This window comes from Amycolatopsis sp. NPDC104863 (assembly GCF_055582965.1).
In genome coordinates, this window is record NZ_JBVJOW010000007.1 from 224,603 (window position 1) to 237,825 (window position 13,223).

Annotated in this window: 13 protein-coding genes; 10 read left to right on the top strand and 3 right to left on the bottom strand. The window is 73.1% G+C overall.

Annotation, left to right across the window (positions count from 1 at the left end):
* The first annotated feature begins 125 nt into the window (after positions 1 to 125).
* The 8 genes from ACZ63J_RS34580 to ACZ63J_RS34615 all read left to right on the top strand — a co-directional run bounded on the left by ACZ63J_RS34580 (position 126) and on the right by ACZ63J_RS34615 (position 7,722).
* Positions 126 to 935, top strand: coding sequence for an ABC transporter ATP-binding protein (locus ACZ63J_RS34580; RefSeq protein WP_465311572.1), 810 nt, complete (start codon positions 126 to 128; stop codon positions 933 to 935).
* Positions 928 to 1,635 (top strand): ABC transporter ATP-binding protein, encoded by a 708-nt coding sequence (locus tag ACZ63J_RS34585; protein WP_465398938.1) that lies wholly within the window; start codon positions 928 to 930, stop codon positions 1,633 to 1,635. Before ACZ63J_RS34580 ends, ACZ63J_RS34585 begins: the two co-directional genes overlap by 8 nt.
* 28 nt (positions 1,636 to 1,663) lie before the next feature.
* Positions 1,664 to 2,515, top strand: a complete 852-nt coding sequence (locus ACZ63J_RS34590) for a branched-chain amino acid ABC transporter permease (protein ID WP_465338417.1) — start codon at positions 1,664 to 1,666, stop codon at positions 2,513 to 2,515.
* The gene (locus ACZ63J_RS34595) at positions 2,512 to 3,582 is read left to right on the top strand and encodes a branched-chain amino acid ABC transporter permease (RefSeq protein WP_465398939.1); all 1,071 of its coding nucleotides are present in this window, start codon (positions 2,512 to 2,514) and stop codon (positions 3,580 to 3,582) included. The genes ACZ63J_RS34590 and ACZ63J_RS34595 overlap by 4 nt, the downstream gene beginning before the upstream one ends.
* Positions 3,569 to 4,882 (top strand): ABC transporter substrate-binding protein, encoded by a 1,314-nt coding sequence (locus tag ACZ63J_RS34600; protein WP_465398940.1) that lies wholly within the window; start codon positions 3,569 to 3,571, stop codon positions 4,880 to 4,882. The genes ACZ63J_RS34595 and ACZ63J_RS34600 overlap by 14 nt, the downstream gene beginning before the upstream one ends.
* 60 nt (positions 4,883 to 4,942) lie before the next feature.
* The gene (locus ACZ63J_RS34605; protein ID WP_465311567.1) at positions 4,943 to 5,509 is read left to right on the top strand and encodes a TetR/AcrR family transcriptional regulator; all 567 of its coding nucleotides are present in this window, start codon (positions 4,943 to 4,945) and stop codon (positions 5,507 to 5,509) included.
* A gap of 21 nt (positions 5,510 to 5,530) precedes the next feature.
* Positions 5,531 to 6,472 carry a GlxA family transcriptional regulator gene (locus tag ACZ63J_RS34610; RefSeq protein WP_465398941.1) on the top strand — a complete coding sequence of 314 codons (942 nt, stop codon included), beginning with the start codon at positions 5,531 to 5,533 and terminating at the stop codon, positions 6,470 to 6,472.
* A 155-nt stretch (positions 6,473 to 6,627) separates the two neighbouring features.
* The gene (locus ACZ63J_RS34615) at positions 6,628 to 7,722 is read left to right on the top strand and encodes a Cmx/CmrA family chloramphenicol efflux MFS transporter (RefSeq protein ID WP_465398942.1); all 1,095 of its coding nucleotides are present in this window, start codon (positions 6,628 to 6,630) and stop codon (positions 7,720 to 7,722) included.
* On the opposite strand, the gene ACZ63J_RS34620 is transcribed toward ACZ63J_RS34615, so the two are convergent.
* The 3 genes from ACZ63J_RS34620 to ACZ63J_RS34630 all read right to left on the bottom strand — a co-directional run bounded on the left by ACZ63J_RS34620 (position 7,698) and on the right by ACZ63J_RS34630 (position 9,804).
* Positions 7,698 to 7,892 (bottom strand): hypothetical protein, encoded by a 195-nt coding sequence (locus tag ACZ63J_RS34620; RefSeq protein WP_465398943.1) that lies wholly within the window; start codon positions 7,890 to 7,892, stop codon positions 7,698 to 7,700. The two genes, ACZ63J_RS34615 and ACZ63J_RS34620, sit on opposite strands and share 25 nt — an antisense overlap.
* Before the next feature lie 71 nt (positions 7,893 to 7,963).
* The gene (locus ACZ63J_RS34625; RefSeq protein ID WP_465398944.1) at positions 7,964 to 8,617 is read right to left on the bottom strand and encodes a response regulator; all 654 of its coding nucleotides are present in this window, start codon (positions 8,615 to 8,617) and stop codon (positions 7,964 to 7,966) included.
* Positions 8,605 to 9,804: a sensor histidine kinase gene (locus ACZ63J_RS34630; protein ID WP_465398945.1), complete on the bottom strand. Its 1,200-nt coding sequence runs from the start codon at positions 9,802 to 9,804 to the stop codon at positions 8,605 to 8,607. The genes ACZ63J_RS34625 and ACZ63J_RS34630 overlap by 13 nt, the downstream gene beginning before the upstream one ends.
* Positions 9,805 to 9,929: 125 nt before the next feature.
* On the opposite strand from ACZ63J_RS34630, the gene ACZ63J_RS34635 reads away from it, so the two are divergent.
* A complete protein-coding gene (locus tag ACZ63J_RS34635) occupies positions 9,930 to 10,664 on the top strand; it encodes an ABC transporter ATP-binding protein (protein WP_465338410.1) in 735 nt (244 codons plus the stop codon).
* Complete coding sequence (locus tag ACZ63J_RS34640) at positions 10,658 to 13,192, top strand: FtsX-like permease family protein (protein WP_465398946.1); 2,535 nt, start codon at positions 10,658 to 10,660, stop codon at positions 13,190 to 13,192. The genes ACZ63J_RS34635 and ACZ63J_RS34640 overlap by 7 nt, the downstream gene beginning before the upstream one ends.
* The last annotated feature ends 31 nt before the right edge of the window (positions 13,193 to 13,223 follow it).

Below are 13,223 nucleotides of genomic sequence, written 5' to 3' on the forward strand. Positions count from 1 at the left end.
TTCCCGAAATTTTCGGACCGCCCGCCAAGATCCCGTCGCACCTTGACACGACCGGCGTCGCGCCCCACCCTCTTCATACCGACCGCGCGGTACGGGCTGGTCCACCTGGTGAGACAGGAGCGTCGATGACGACACGGCTTGGCGAGGCACTGCCCGGCGAGGACCTGCTCGTGGTCGACGGCCTCACCGTGCGCTTCGGCGGCCTCACCGCGCTGCACGACGTCCGGCTGAGCGTCGACGCCGGCACGGTCGTCGGGGTCATCGGGCCCAACGGCGCCGGCAAGACCACGCTGTTCAACGTCGTCTGCGGCTTCGTCCGGCCGCAGTCCGGCCGGGTGCTGTGGCGCGGGGAGCCGCTGGTCCGGCACCGTCCCGAGCACCTCGCCGGGCTCGGCATCGTCCGGACGCTGCAAGGGCTCGGCCTCTTCGCCGGGCTGACCGTGCTCGAGAACGTGATGGCCGGCGCGGGCCGGCACGCCCGGACCGGCCTGCTCCCGGCGCTCGTCGGCGCGGGCCGCTCGGCGCGCGACGAAGGCGACCTGGCGGCCCGCGCCCGGGAGACGCTCGGTGAGCTGGGGATCGCCGACCTCGCCGACCGGCTGCCCGGGGTTCTGCCTTACGGGGTGCGCAAACGCGTCGCCCTCGCCCGCGCGCTGGTGGCCGAGCCCGACCTGCTGCTGCTCGACGAACCCGCGAGCGGGCTCTCGGCCGCGGAGCTCGTCGAGCTCGCGACGCTGATCCTCTCGCTGCGCCGGCACATGGCGGTCGTGCTCGTCGAACACCACATGGACCTGGTCATGCAGGTCTGCGACCGCGTGGTGGTGCTCAACTTCGGCGAGGTGATCGCCGAGGGCACGCCGGCCGAGATCCAGGCCGACCCCCGCGTGGCCGAGGCCTACCTCGGTGACCCCGCCGAGGAGGCGCCCGGTGCTTGAGATCAGCGAGCTTTCCGTGGCCTACGGCGCCGTCCGCGCGCTCGACGGCGTCGAGCTGAAGGTCGAGCGCGGCGGGATCACCGCGGTGCTCGGTGCGAACGGCGCGGGCAAGACGACGCTGCTGCGCACGATCAGCGGCCTGCAGCCGGCCCGCGGCGGCCGGATCACCTGGGACGGCACGGAACTGACCGGCCGCGCGCCGGACCGCATCGCCCGCGGCGGGGTCGCGCACGTGCCCGAGGGCGGCGGGGTGATCACCGAGCTGACCGTCGAGGAGAACCTCCGGCTGGGTGCGCTGTGGCGGCGTGACCGCGCCGACCGCGCGGCCGCCAAACGCGAGGTGTACGAGCTTTTCCCGCCCCTGGAAGAACGTTCGGCGAAACCCGCGTCGACGCTGTCCGGCGGTGAGCGGCAGATGCTGGCCATCGGCCGCGCCCTGATGAGCCGGCCCGAGCTGCTGCTGCTCGACGAGCCGTCGCTCGGCCTCGCACCGCTGATCACCGCCCGGATCATGGCGATCCTGCGGGACCTGCGGACCTCGACCGGGCTCACCGTGGTGCTCGTCGAGCAGAACGCGCACAGTGCGCTGTCCATCGCGGACAACGGGTACGTCCTCGCGCTCGGCAGCGTCGTGGCCGTCGACACCGCGGCGGAGCTGCTGGCCGACGACGGCCTCCGCCACGCCTACCTCGGTTTCTGAACGTCTACTTGGAGGTGACGGGCCCGGTATGCAGGACTTCTTCGACCTGACCCTCGGCGGGATCTCCGCCGGCGCGGTGTACGCGGCGCTGGGGCTCGCGCTGGTCATCATCTACCGGGCCACGAGGGTGGTGAACTTCGCGCAGCCCGCCCTCGCCCTGATCTCGACGTACCTCGCGTACTCGGTGACGAAGGCGACCGGCAGCTACTGGCTCGGCTTCGCCGTCGCGATCGTCGCCGGGACGCTGCTGGGCGTCGCCACCGAACGGCTGCTGATCCGGCCGCTGCGGCACCGCTCGGAGCTGAGCTCGATCATCGTCACCCTGGGGCTGCTCCTTGTCCTGCAAGCGATCGCGGGCATGATCTGGTCGAACGAGCCGCTGGCCTTCCCGTACGCGTTCGACTTCGTCGGCCGGTTCTCCGCCAACGACCTGTTCGTCGTGCTGATCGTGCTCGCCATCGCCGCGCTCGTGCTGGTGGTGTTCAAGTACACGCCGCTGGGCCTGCGGATGCGCGCCGCCGCGTTCGCCCCGGACGTGGCGCGCACGCTCGGGGTGCGCGTCGGGCTGATGCTCACCGTCGGCTGGGGGCTGGCCGCGGCCGTCGGGTCGCTGGCCGGGCTGCTGGCCACCCCGCCGTTCCTCTTCCCGAACGTGCTGGACGGCGTGTTCGTCTACGCCCTCACCGCGGCCGTGCTCGGCGGGCTCGACAACCCGCTGGGCACCATCGTCGGCGGGTTCGTGCTCGGGATCGGACTGTCCTACGTGTCCGGCTACCTGGGACCGGAGATGGTGACGATCGCCGCGCTGGCGATCCTCGTCGTCGTGCTGATCGTGCGGCCGAGCGGGTTGTTCGGCCGCGCGAAGGTGAGGCGGGTATGACGGTGCGCACGAGTCTTCCGGAAACCCCGGTGAAGACGGTGACGAAGAAGCGGGCGCTGCCGCCGTTCGTCGTCCACGTCCTGTACGCGCTGGCCGCGTTCGCCGTCGTCGTGGTGCTGACCCTGGTCACCGACGAGTTCACCAACCTCCGGATCGCGACGATCGGCTACTACCTGATCGCGGTGGCCGGGCTGACGCTGCTCACCGGTCTCACCGGCCAGGTTTCCCTCGGCCACGGCGCTTTCATGTTCATCGGCGCCTACACGGTCGCGCTGCTGGTGCGGCGGGTGCCGTCGTTCCCGCTGTGGGCCGACCTGCTGCTGGCCTCGGCGGCCGGCGGGCTCGCCGGGCTGCTGGCCGGGGCCGCCGCGGCCCGGCTGCGCGGGCCGTACCTCGCCGGGGCGACGCTCGCGCTGGCCGTCGGGCTGCCCGCGCTGACCCGCCGGTTCCAGGACTTCCTGGGCGGCAGCAACGGACTGAGCTTCACCGTCCACAGCAGACCGTCCGGGGTGGCCGTTCCCGAGCTGCGCTGGCAGACCTGGGTCGTCTGGCTCAGCGTGCTCATCGCGCTGGTGCTGGTGCTGAACATCGTCCGCGGGCGGCTCGGCCGCGACTTCCGCGCCGTGCGGGACGACGAGGTCGCCGCGTCGCTGGGCGGGATCGCCGTCGGCCGCACGAAGATCCTCGCGTTCCTCATCAGCGCGGTCTGCGGTGGCCTGGCCGGTGGCCTGCAGGCGTTCCTGCTCGGCACGGCCGCCCCCGGCTCGTTCACACCCGCGTTGTCGCTGAGCCTGCTGGCGGCCGTGGTGCTGGGCGGGCTCGGGTCCCTGTGGGGCGCGCTGTGGGGCGCGGTCGCGCTCGTGTACTTCCAGGCCTGGTCCGAGGACCTCGCCGACGCCCTGCACCTGAACACCGACGTGGCCAACAACCTCCCGCTCGCGGTCTACGGCGTGATCCTCATCGTCGTCGTGCTCGCCTTCCCCCGCGGCATCCAGGGCGGTTTCCACCGGCTGCGCGGACTTCTCCGTCGACCCGCCGAAAAGAAGGAGAACCATGAGAACCACTAGAACCGTCGCGGGAATCGCGGTGCTGGCGCTCGCGCTCAGCGCGTGCGGCGGTGCGGGGGAGAGCGACGGCGGTGGCCAGCAGGCCGCCGACTCGGCCGTCGGTGTCACGAAGGACTCCGTCGTCATCGGCACCCACCAGCCGCTCACCGGCCCGGCCGCGCCCGGGTACAGCAAGATCTCCGTCGGCGCCCGCGCGGTGTACCAGTCGATCAACGACGCCGGCGGGATCAACGGCCGCAAGATCGACTACAAGGTCGAGGACGACGGCTACAACCCGACCAAGACCGTCGAGGTCGTCAAGAAGCTCGTCCTGCAGGACAAGGTGTTCGCGATCGTCGGCGGCCTGGGCACGCCGACGCACTCGAAGGTCGTCGACTACCTGAACACCGAAGGCGTGCCGGACCTGCTGGTGTCTTCGGGCGCGCTCGCGTGGGACAACCCGCAGAAGGCGCCGATGACCTTCGGGTACCAGGTGGACTACACGCGTGAAGGCAAGATCCAGGGCAAGTACATCAAGGACAACTTCGCGGGCAAGAAGATCGGCTACTTCACGCAGAACGACGACGTCGGCCGCGACACCCAGGCCGGGCTCGACCAGTTCGTCAAGGACCAGACCGTCGCGCGGCAGGGCTACGACAGCGCGAACACCGACGTGACGCCGCAGCTGTCCGCGCTCAAGGCCGCGGGCGCCGAGGTCGTGGTGTGCGAGTGCATCCCGGCTTTCACCGCGCTGTCGATCCTGGCCGCGGCGAAGATCGGGTACAAACCGCAGTTCGTGGTCAGCAGCATCGGCGCGGACCCGGCGACGCTGTCCGGGCTGCTGCAGGACTTCGCCAAGCGCGGCGGGGCCAGCGTGTCGAGCGCGCAGCTGCTCAACGGCCTGATCGGCACCGGCTACCTGCCCGACGTCGCGCAGACGTCCGACCCGTGGGTCGCCTACTTCAAGGGCATCCACGACAAGTACATCCCGAAGGAGCCGCTCACCAACACACTGTTCTACGGGATGGTGCAGGCGTACACGTTCGGCCAGGCGCTGAAGGCCGCCGGGCCGGACCCGACCCGCCAGAAGATCGTCGACGCCATGAGCTCGGGCGCCCTCAAGGGGCCGGGCCTGACGCCGTTCGGGTTCTCGAAGGACTCGCACTCCGGCTACACCGGCGCGTACGTGTTCAAGATCAACCCGGACACCACGACGACGGTGATCCAGCCACCGTCGGTCACCGACCGGGGCACCGGGGCCATCACGCCGTACACCGGTGAACGCGCCACCCCGGACCAGGTGAATCTGCTGGGTAAGTGATATGCGGGCCGGTCCGTGGCGCCGTGCGGACCGGCCCGTCCGCTCACCTAGGGTGGTCTCATGAACGTGCGGGACAAGGTCGTGCGGGCGGCGGTGCGCCTGTTCGCGGAGAAGGGGTTCGAGGCGACCACGGTCCGTGAGATCGTCGAAGAGGCCGGTGTCACCAAGGGCGGGCTCTACCACTACTTCGAGTCGAAGGACGACCTGCTCTTCGAGATCTACACGGCGATGCTGCGGATGCAGACGCGCCGGATGACGACGATCGCCGAGTCGGACCTGCCGCTGCCGGAACGGCTGCACGCGATCATCGCCGACGTCGTCGTGACGAGCATCGCCGACCTCGACGCGGCGACCGTGTTCTTCCTCTCGTTCCCGCTGCTGGAGAAGTCCAAGCAGGTCCAGGTGCGGGCGGAGCGGCGCACCTACCACGAGCGCGTGCGCGGCCTGGTGGAGGAAGGGCAGCGGACCGGCGTCTTCCGCGCCGACGTCCCGGCCGACCTGGTGATCAACTACCACTACGGCGCGATCCACCGGCTCGGCATGTGGTACCACGCCGAGGGGGAGCTGTCGGGAGAGCAGGTGGGTGAGCACTTCGCGAACCTGATGCTGCGCAGTCTCCGTCCATAGTGGACGATCTATCGTGGGGGCATGCACATCGTGGCCGTCCTCGCGCTGGACACGGTCGTCCCGTTCGACCTGGCGACGCCCATCGAAGTCTTCTCGCGGACGCTCCTGGGCGGCTCGCCGGCCTACGAGGTCCGGATCTGCGGCACCGGGCGTGAGCTCGACGCGGGCGCGTTCACGCTGCGCCCGCCGTGGGACCTCGGCGGGCTCGAGGACGCCGACACGATCATCCTGCCCGGCCGCGCCGAGGACCCGCCGCCGGTGCCCCCGGACGTCCTGGCCGCGTTGCGGGCGGCCGCGGCCCGGGGCACCCGCATCGCGTCGATCTGCTCGGGCGCGTTCGTCCTGGCCGAGACCGGCCTGCTCGACGGCCGCCGCGCGACCACCCACTGGGCCGCGGCGGCCGAGCTGGCCCGCCGCCACCCGGCGGTGACGGTCGACCCGGACGTGCTCTACGTCGACGAAGGCCAGTTCCTGAGCTCGGCGGGCGCGGCCGCCGGCCTGGACCTGTGCCTGCACCTGATCCGCCGTGACCACGGCTCCGCGGTGGCGGCCGCGGCGGCCCGGCTGTCGGTGATGCCGTTGGAGCGCGAGGGCGGCCAGGCCCAGTTCATCGTCCACGATCCCCCGCCGACCCCGCGCGGCTCCGAGCTGGAGCCGGTGCTGCGGTGGCTCGAGGAGAACTGCGCGGCCGAGCTGACGCTGTCCGGCATCGCGGGGCACGCGGGGATGAGCGCCCGCACGCTGAACCGCCGCTTCCGGGAGCAGACCGGGACAACGCCACTGCAATGGCTGCTGCGGGCCCGGGTCCGGCGCGCGCAGCACCTGCTGGAGGCGACGGGCGACCCGGTGGACCGCATCGCGGGCGACGTCGGGTTCGGCTCGCCGACGGCGTTCCGGGAGCGGTTCAAGCGGGTGGTCGGCACCAGCCCGCAGGCCTACCGGGCGAGCTTCCGCGGCCTGTGAGAAGTCCGGTGCCGTAGGCTCGGGACCATGTCGAGCCCCGAAGCGTCCAGGGCGGGGCTGCCGGTCACTCCGGCGGCCCGGTAACTCCCGCTTTCCCGGGCTTCCCGGGTGACCACGAAGTCGGCTGCCGATCTCGTGTTCCCTGGAGTCTCGCTGTGCCTTTTTCCGTGTACTTCCTCGCCCTCGCCGTGTTCGCCACGGGCACGTCCGAATTCATGCTCGCCGGGCTGGTGCCCGGCATCGCCGACAGCCTCGGCGTCTCGCTCGCGCAGGCGGGCTACCTGACGTCCGCCTTCGCCGTCGGCATGGTCGCCGGCGCGCCGCTGATGGCCGCGCTCGCGCGGGCGTGGCCGCGGCGGACCGCCCTGCTCGGCTTCTTGGCCGTCTTCGTCGTGATGCACGTCGTCGGCGGGGTGACGTCGTCGTTCGGCGTCCTGCTCGTGACGCGGCTGGTCGCCGCCGTCGCCAACGCGGGCTTCCTCGCCGTCGCGCTGACCGCCGCGGCCGGGCTCGTGCCGCCGGACCGGCAGGGCCGCGCGCTCGCCGTCCTGCTCGGCGGCACCACGGTGGCGTGTGTGGCCGGGGTCCCCGGCGGCGCGCTGCTCGGCTGGCGGGCGGCGTTCTGGGTGGTCGCCGCGCTGTGCCTGCCGGCCTTCGCCGGTGTCTGGCGGATCGCTGACACGCCGGCGGCCACCGTGCCGGTGGACCTGCGTGCCGAGCTCGCCGAACTCCGTCCGCTGGCCGGGGTGCTCCTGCTGGGCGCGCTGGTCAACGCGGCGACGTTCGGCGTTTTCACCTACCTGGCGCCGGTGGCCGCCGGGGTCGCGCCGGTGCCGGTGGTGCTGGCCGCGTTCGGCGTCGGGTGCTTCGCCGGTGTCACGGCGGCGGGCCGGCTCGCCGACCGGTGGCCTTCGCGGGTCATCACGCTCGGCGGTGGGCTGCTTCTCGCGGGGTGGGTCGTCTTGGCCCTCACCGCGGAGGTGCCCGCGGCACTGGTCGGCCTCGCGCTCACGCAGGGAGCGTTGTCGTTCCTGGTCGGCGGCACGGTGATCACCCGGATCCTGCACCTGGCCACCGGCGCCCCGACGATGGGCGGGTCCTACGCGACCGCGGCGTTGAACATCGGTGCTACGGCGGGGCCGCTGCTGGCGGGCGCGGTCCTCGGTGCGGGCCGCGCCGCGCCGATCTGGACCGCGGCCGCGCTGGTGGTGCCGGCGTTGGCGGTTCAGGCCTTCCGGCGCCGGACGTAGTAGGTGACCAGTCCGGCGCCGGCGGCGAGCACCACGCCGCCGGCGATCATCCGGATCGTGAAGTCGAGGCCGACGAGGGGGCCGCCGGCGTTGACGGCGGCGCTGACAAGGAGAACCAGCCAGAGGAGGACGGGCGTCGCGGTCCGGGCGGGGGCGTTGGTGTTGGTCATGGCGGAAACGTTAGGAGCGCGCCGCGGGCGAAACGATGCCGCGCGCACCCGGATCGGGGGTGGTGCCAGCGCTACCCCGCGTCGCGGCCGAGGTAGGCGAGCACCGCCAGCACCCGGCGGTGCCCGCCCTCGTCGGACGGCAGTCCGAGCTTCGCGAAGATGTTCCGGATGTGCTTGAGCACCGCGCCGTCACTCACCACGAGCAGCTCGGCGATCGTGCCGTTGTTGTAGCCCTCGGCCATCAGCGCCAGCACTTCGCGCTCGCGCGTGGTCAACGCCGCCAGCGGGTCGGCCGCGCGGCGGCGGGCCATCAGCCGGCCGATCACCTCGGGGTCCATCGCCGTGCCGCCCTTCGCGACCCGCTCGAGGGCGTCGAGGAACCGCTCGACCTTGCCGACCCGCTCCTTCAGCAGGTACCCGACCCCGCCGACGCCGTCCGCGAGGAGCTCGACCGCGTAGCTCGTCTCGACGTGGGCGGAGAGCACCAGCACCGGCAGCGCCGGGTGGATCTCGCGGGCCCGCACGGCCGCGCGCAGGCCCTCGTCCGTGTGCGTCGGCGGCATGCGGACGTCCATCACGACGGCGTCCGGGCGGTCGGTTTCGAGGTAGGCGAGGAAGTCCTCCGCGTTGTCGAACGCCGCGGGCACCTCGATGCCCGCCGTCTTCAGCAGCAGCGACAGGCCTTCGCGCAGCAAAGCGTCGTCTTCGGCGATCACGACCCGCATGGCAGCTCCACTTCCAGCACGGTCGGCCCACCGGGTGGGCTGGTCAGGGTGAGGGTTCCGTCGAAGGCCTCGGCGCGCCGCCGGATCCCGGCCAGGCCGCTGCCGCGGGACTCGTCGGCGCCGCCGCGGCCGTCGTCGCGGACCACCAGCCGCAGGACACCGGCGGTGCCGCCGAGCGTGATGTCCACCCGGGACGCGTCGGCGTGCTTGGTGACGTTGGCCAGCGTCTCGGCCACGACGAAGTACGCGGCGGCCTCGACCGCGGCCGGGCGGCCGGCTTCGTACTCGACGTCCACCACGACCGGCACCGGAGAGCGTTCACCGAGCGCGCGGACCGCGCCGGCCAGGCCACGCTCGGTCAGCAGCGGCGGGTGGATGCTGCGGACGACCGTGCGCAGCTCGGCGAGCGCGTCGGTCGCGGTGTCCTGCGCCTTGACCAGCAGGTCGCGCACCGTCGCCGGGTCGCGGTCGTAGAGCTGCCCCGCGATGCCCAGCTGCAGCACGACCGCCGCGATCCGCGCCTGGGTGCCGTCGTGCAGGTCACGCTCGATGCGGCGCAGCTCGGCGCCGTGCGCCTCCAGCGCGGCCGCGCGCGTCGCCGTCAGTTCGGCGACGCGGTCGGCCAGGACGACTCCGGGCGCGGGAGCGAGCAGCCGCCGCGCGGTGCGGGCCTGCCAGCGCGCGAGCCGCGGCAGCAGCAACGTCAACGCGGCGTAGGCGGCGCCGATCAGCAGCGTCAGCCCGGCCCGCGGCCAGGAGTTCACGACGATCCCGACCGACCCCTCGATCCCGCCCGGCACCGCCGGCCACACGAACGCCGTGACGACCTGCTGAACCGCACCCAGCGGCAGCCCGATCGCCAAGGCGCCGAGCAACATCCCGGTCGCCGCGTGGATCGCGAGCCACGCGGCGTCGCGACGGGTCGCCGGGTCCTTCAGCGGGGAGCCGTCCCGGTAGGGCTCGGGAACGGGCTCGCCGAGCCGGCGCGCGGCGCGGCGGCGGTCGATCCCGACGGGCCGGCGCGCCAGCCGGATCGCCGGGGCCAGCGACGGGATCCCGACGCCGAACGGGCACAGCAGCAGCACCGCGAACAGCCCGGCGAGGGCGAAGACCGACAGCAGCGAGGTGCCGGCGCCGGCCAGGAGGAACCGGGCCGCCGACCAGCACTCGCGCAGCCGGGTCGTCACGACGGGAGTGTCCCACCCCACCACCGTGGTGGTGCTGGCGCTACCCCCGATCCACCTCCCCACGGGATCGATCGGCGGCCGCCGCGAACCTAGTTTTCCCTTCAGGCACAACGAAGGGGACCAAGATGACCACAGCGTATGCGCTGGAGCTGGCCGAGGTGCGGAAGGTGTACGGCTCCGGCGACGGCGCCGTGACCGCGCTCGACGGCGTGTCGGCGGGTGTCGCGCGGGGGACGTTCACCGCCGTGATGGGGCCTTCCGGCTCCGGCAAGAGCACCTTCCTGCACTGCGCGGCCGGCCTGGACCGGCCGACGTCGGGGCGGGTGCTGCTCGGCGGCACCGAAATCGGCCGGCTGAAGGAAGGCGAGCTGACGCGGCTGCGGCGCACCCGGATCGGGTTCGTCTTCCAGGCCTACAACCTGCTGCCGTCGCTGAACGTGCTGCAGAACATCACCCTGCCGATGCGGCTGGCCGGCACCAAGCCGGACCCGCGGTGGCTGCGGGAGATCGTCGAGGGCGTCGGGATCGCGAAGCGGCTCGAACACCGCCCGGCGGAGCTGTCCGGCGGGCAGCAGCAGCGCGTCGCGATCGCGCGGGCGCTCGTCACCCGCCCCGACGTCGTGCTCGCCGACGAGCCGACCGGCGCCCTCGACACCCGCACCGCGCGGCAGGTGCTGGACCTGCTCCGCGACGTCGTCGAGGGAATGGGGCAGACCGTGCTGATGGTGACCCACGACCCGGTCGCGGCCTCGGCGGCGCACGGGGTGCTGTTCCTGGCCGACGGCCGGCTGGCCGGGCACCTCGCGCACCCCACGCCCGAGCGGGTGGCGGAGCGCATGACGCACCTCGGGGAGTGGTGACCGTGCTGACCCTCGCCTGGCAGACGATCCGGACCCGGCTCGGCGGTTTCGCCGGCGCGTTCATCGCGATCCTGTGCGGCACCGCGCTGGTGGCCGCCTGCGGGATCCTCATGGAGTCCGGCCTGCGCGCCGGCGTCCCCACCGAGCGGTACGCCGGCGCGGCGGTCGTCGTCGGCGGTGAGCGGAGCGTGCAGCCACCCGGCGCCGACGCGCTGTCCGCCGAGCAGGTGGCGGAAGAACCGCCGGTCCCGGCGGCGCTGGCCGGCCGGATCGCCTCAGTTCCCGGCGTCCGCGCCGCGGTGGCGGAGCAGAGCTTTCCCGCGCACGTCGTCACCGCCGACGGGCAGGTGCTCGGCCGGCCGTTGTCGCTGGGCCACAACTGGGACGCGGCCGTGCTGGCGCCGTTCCGGCTGAGCGCGGGCCGGGCGCCCGCGACGCCGGACGAAGTCGTGCTGGACGCCGCGGTGGCGAGCCAGGCCGGGGTCGGTGTCGACGGGCAGGTGCGGATCACGACCCGGTCGGCGCCGGTGGTGTTCCAGGTGAGCGGCGTGGTCGACAGCCTTTCGCGGCAGTCGGCGCTGTTCTTCACCCCGGAGCGCGCCGCGGACCTGGCCGGGCGGCCGGGCCAGGCGCACGCGATCGGCGTGCTGGCCGACCCCGGGGTGGCGCCGGACGCGCTGGCCGAGCGGGTGCGCGCGGCCGTGGACCACGTCGAGGTCGGCACCGGGGTCGAGCGCAGCAGCGTCGAGTTCCTCGACGTCGGCCAGACGCGGACGATGCTGCTGGCGATCGCCGGCTCGTTCGGCGGTTTTGCCTTGCTGGTGGCGGTTTTTGTGGTCGCGAGCACGCTGGCGCTGACGATCAACCAGCGGCGGCGGGAGTTCGCGCTGCTGCGCGCGGTCGCGGCGACGCCGAAGCAGATCCGCAAGCTCATCGGCATCGAGACGACGTTGGTGGCGCTGGCCGCCGGGGTGCTCGGCAGCGCGCTGGGGCTGGCGGTGGCGTCCGGGCTGCGCGACGCGTTCGCCGCGATCGGCGTCATCCCGGCGGACTTCGGGCTGGCGATCAGCCCGCTGCCGCTGGTCGCGGCGCTGCTGCTCGGTCTGGGCGCGGCCCGGCTGGCCGCGTGGGCGGCCTCGCGGCGGCCGTCGTCGATCCGGCCGGTGGAAGCGCTCGGGGAGGCGTCGGTGGAACGGCGTGCGCTCGGCAGTGTCCGGCTGGCCACCGGCTGGGGCCTGGTGCTGGCCGGGTTCGGTGGCGCGCTGGTGCCGCTGTTCGTGCACGGCCAGGTGGCGACCGCGATCTCGACGATGGCGACGCTGGTGGTCGTGATCGGGCTCGCGGTGGTGGGGCCGCAGGTGACCGGGCTGGTGGTGCGGGTGCTGGCGCCGGTGCTCGCGCGGGTCTGGCGGATCAGCGGCTACCTGGCGGGCGCGAACACGCAGGCGAACACGCGGCGCGTCGCGGCGGCGGTGACCCCGCTGATGCTGGCGGTGGCGTTCGCACTGGCGACGTTCTACAGCCAGACGTCCAGCACGGCGGCCGCGGCGGAGCAGTCGGCGCGGTCGACGACGGCCGACTACGTGATCGGCGGCCCGGCCGGCGTCTCCCCGGAGGTGGCGTCGCTGGTGGCCCGCGTGCCGGGCGTGGCGGCGGCGACGCCGGTGGTGCGGACGTCGGTGATCACGGCGACCCCGATGGGCGACGACCTCGACGTCCAGCGGAAGCCGGCGCAGGGCCTGGCGGGCGACCAGGTCCGGGGCACGCTCGACCTGGGCGTCGACGCGGGCCGGCTGACGGACCTGACCGGCGAGACGGTGGCGCTGAGCCGTTCGGAAGCGGACTGGCTGGACAAGAAGATCGGCGACGAGGTCGACTTCTACTTCGGCGACGGCGTCCCGGCGAAGCTGCGCCTGGTGGCGACGTACACGCACGACATGGCATTCGGCGACTTCGTGCTGCCGGTTTCCCTGGCGCGCCAGCACATCGGCGGCCGCCCGGACGACTCGGTGCTGGTCCGCCGAGCTTTGGACGCGGACCCGGCGACGGTTTCCACGGCCGTGCGTTCGGTGCTGTACCCGGGGTTGACGCTCGCGCCCGCGGTGGTGGCGACGGCGTCGGACGGCAGTGAGGCCCAGTTCTATCTGAACCTGGTGGCGGTGGGCGTGATCGTCGGGTACCTGGCGATTTCGGTGGCCAACACGCTGGTCCTGACGACGGCGCAGCGGAGCCGCGAGTTCGCGCTGCTGCGGCTGGTGGGCACAACCCGCCGCCAGGTGACCCGCATGATGCGCCTGGAGGCGGTGGCGACGGTGGGGATCGCGGTGGTCGCGGGGACGCTGGTGGCGTTGGTGCCGCTGGGTTTGCTGAACGTGGGGCTGCGGGGGAGCCCGTTGCCGTCGGGGCCGTGGTCCGTCTACGGGGGAATCATCGGTGGAGCGGTGCTGCTGGGGATGGCGGCGATCGGGCTGTCGACGTCGGTGGCGTTGCGGGCCCGGCCGGTGGAGGCGATCGGCCTGAGGGAGTGAGGAACCGGGCGCCGTCCCCCTCGGCCGGCGC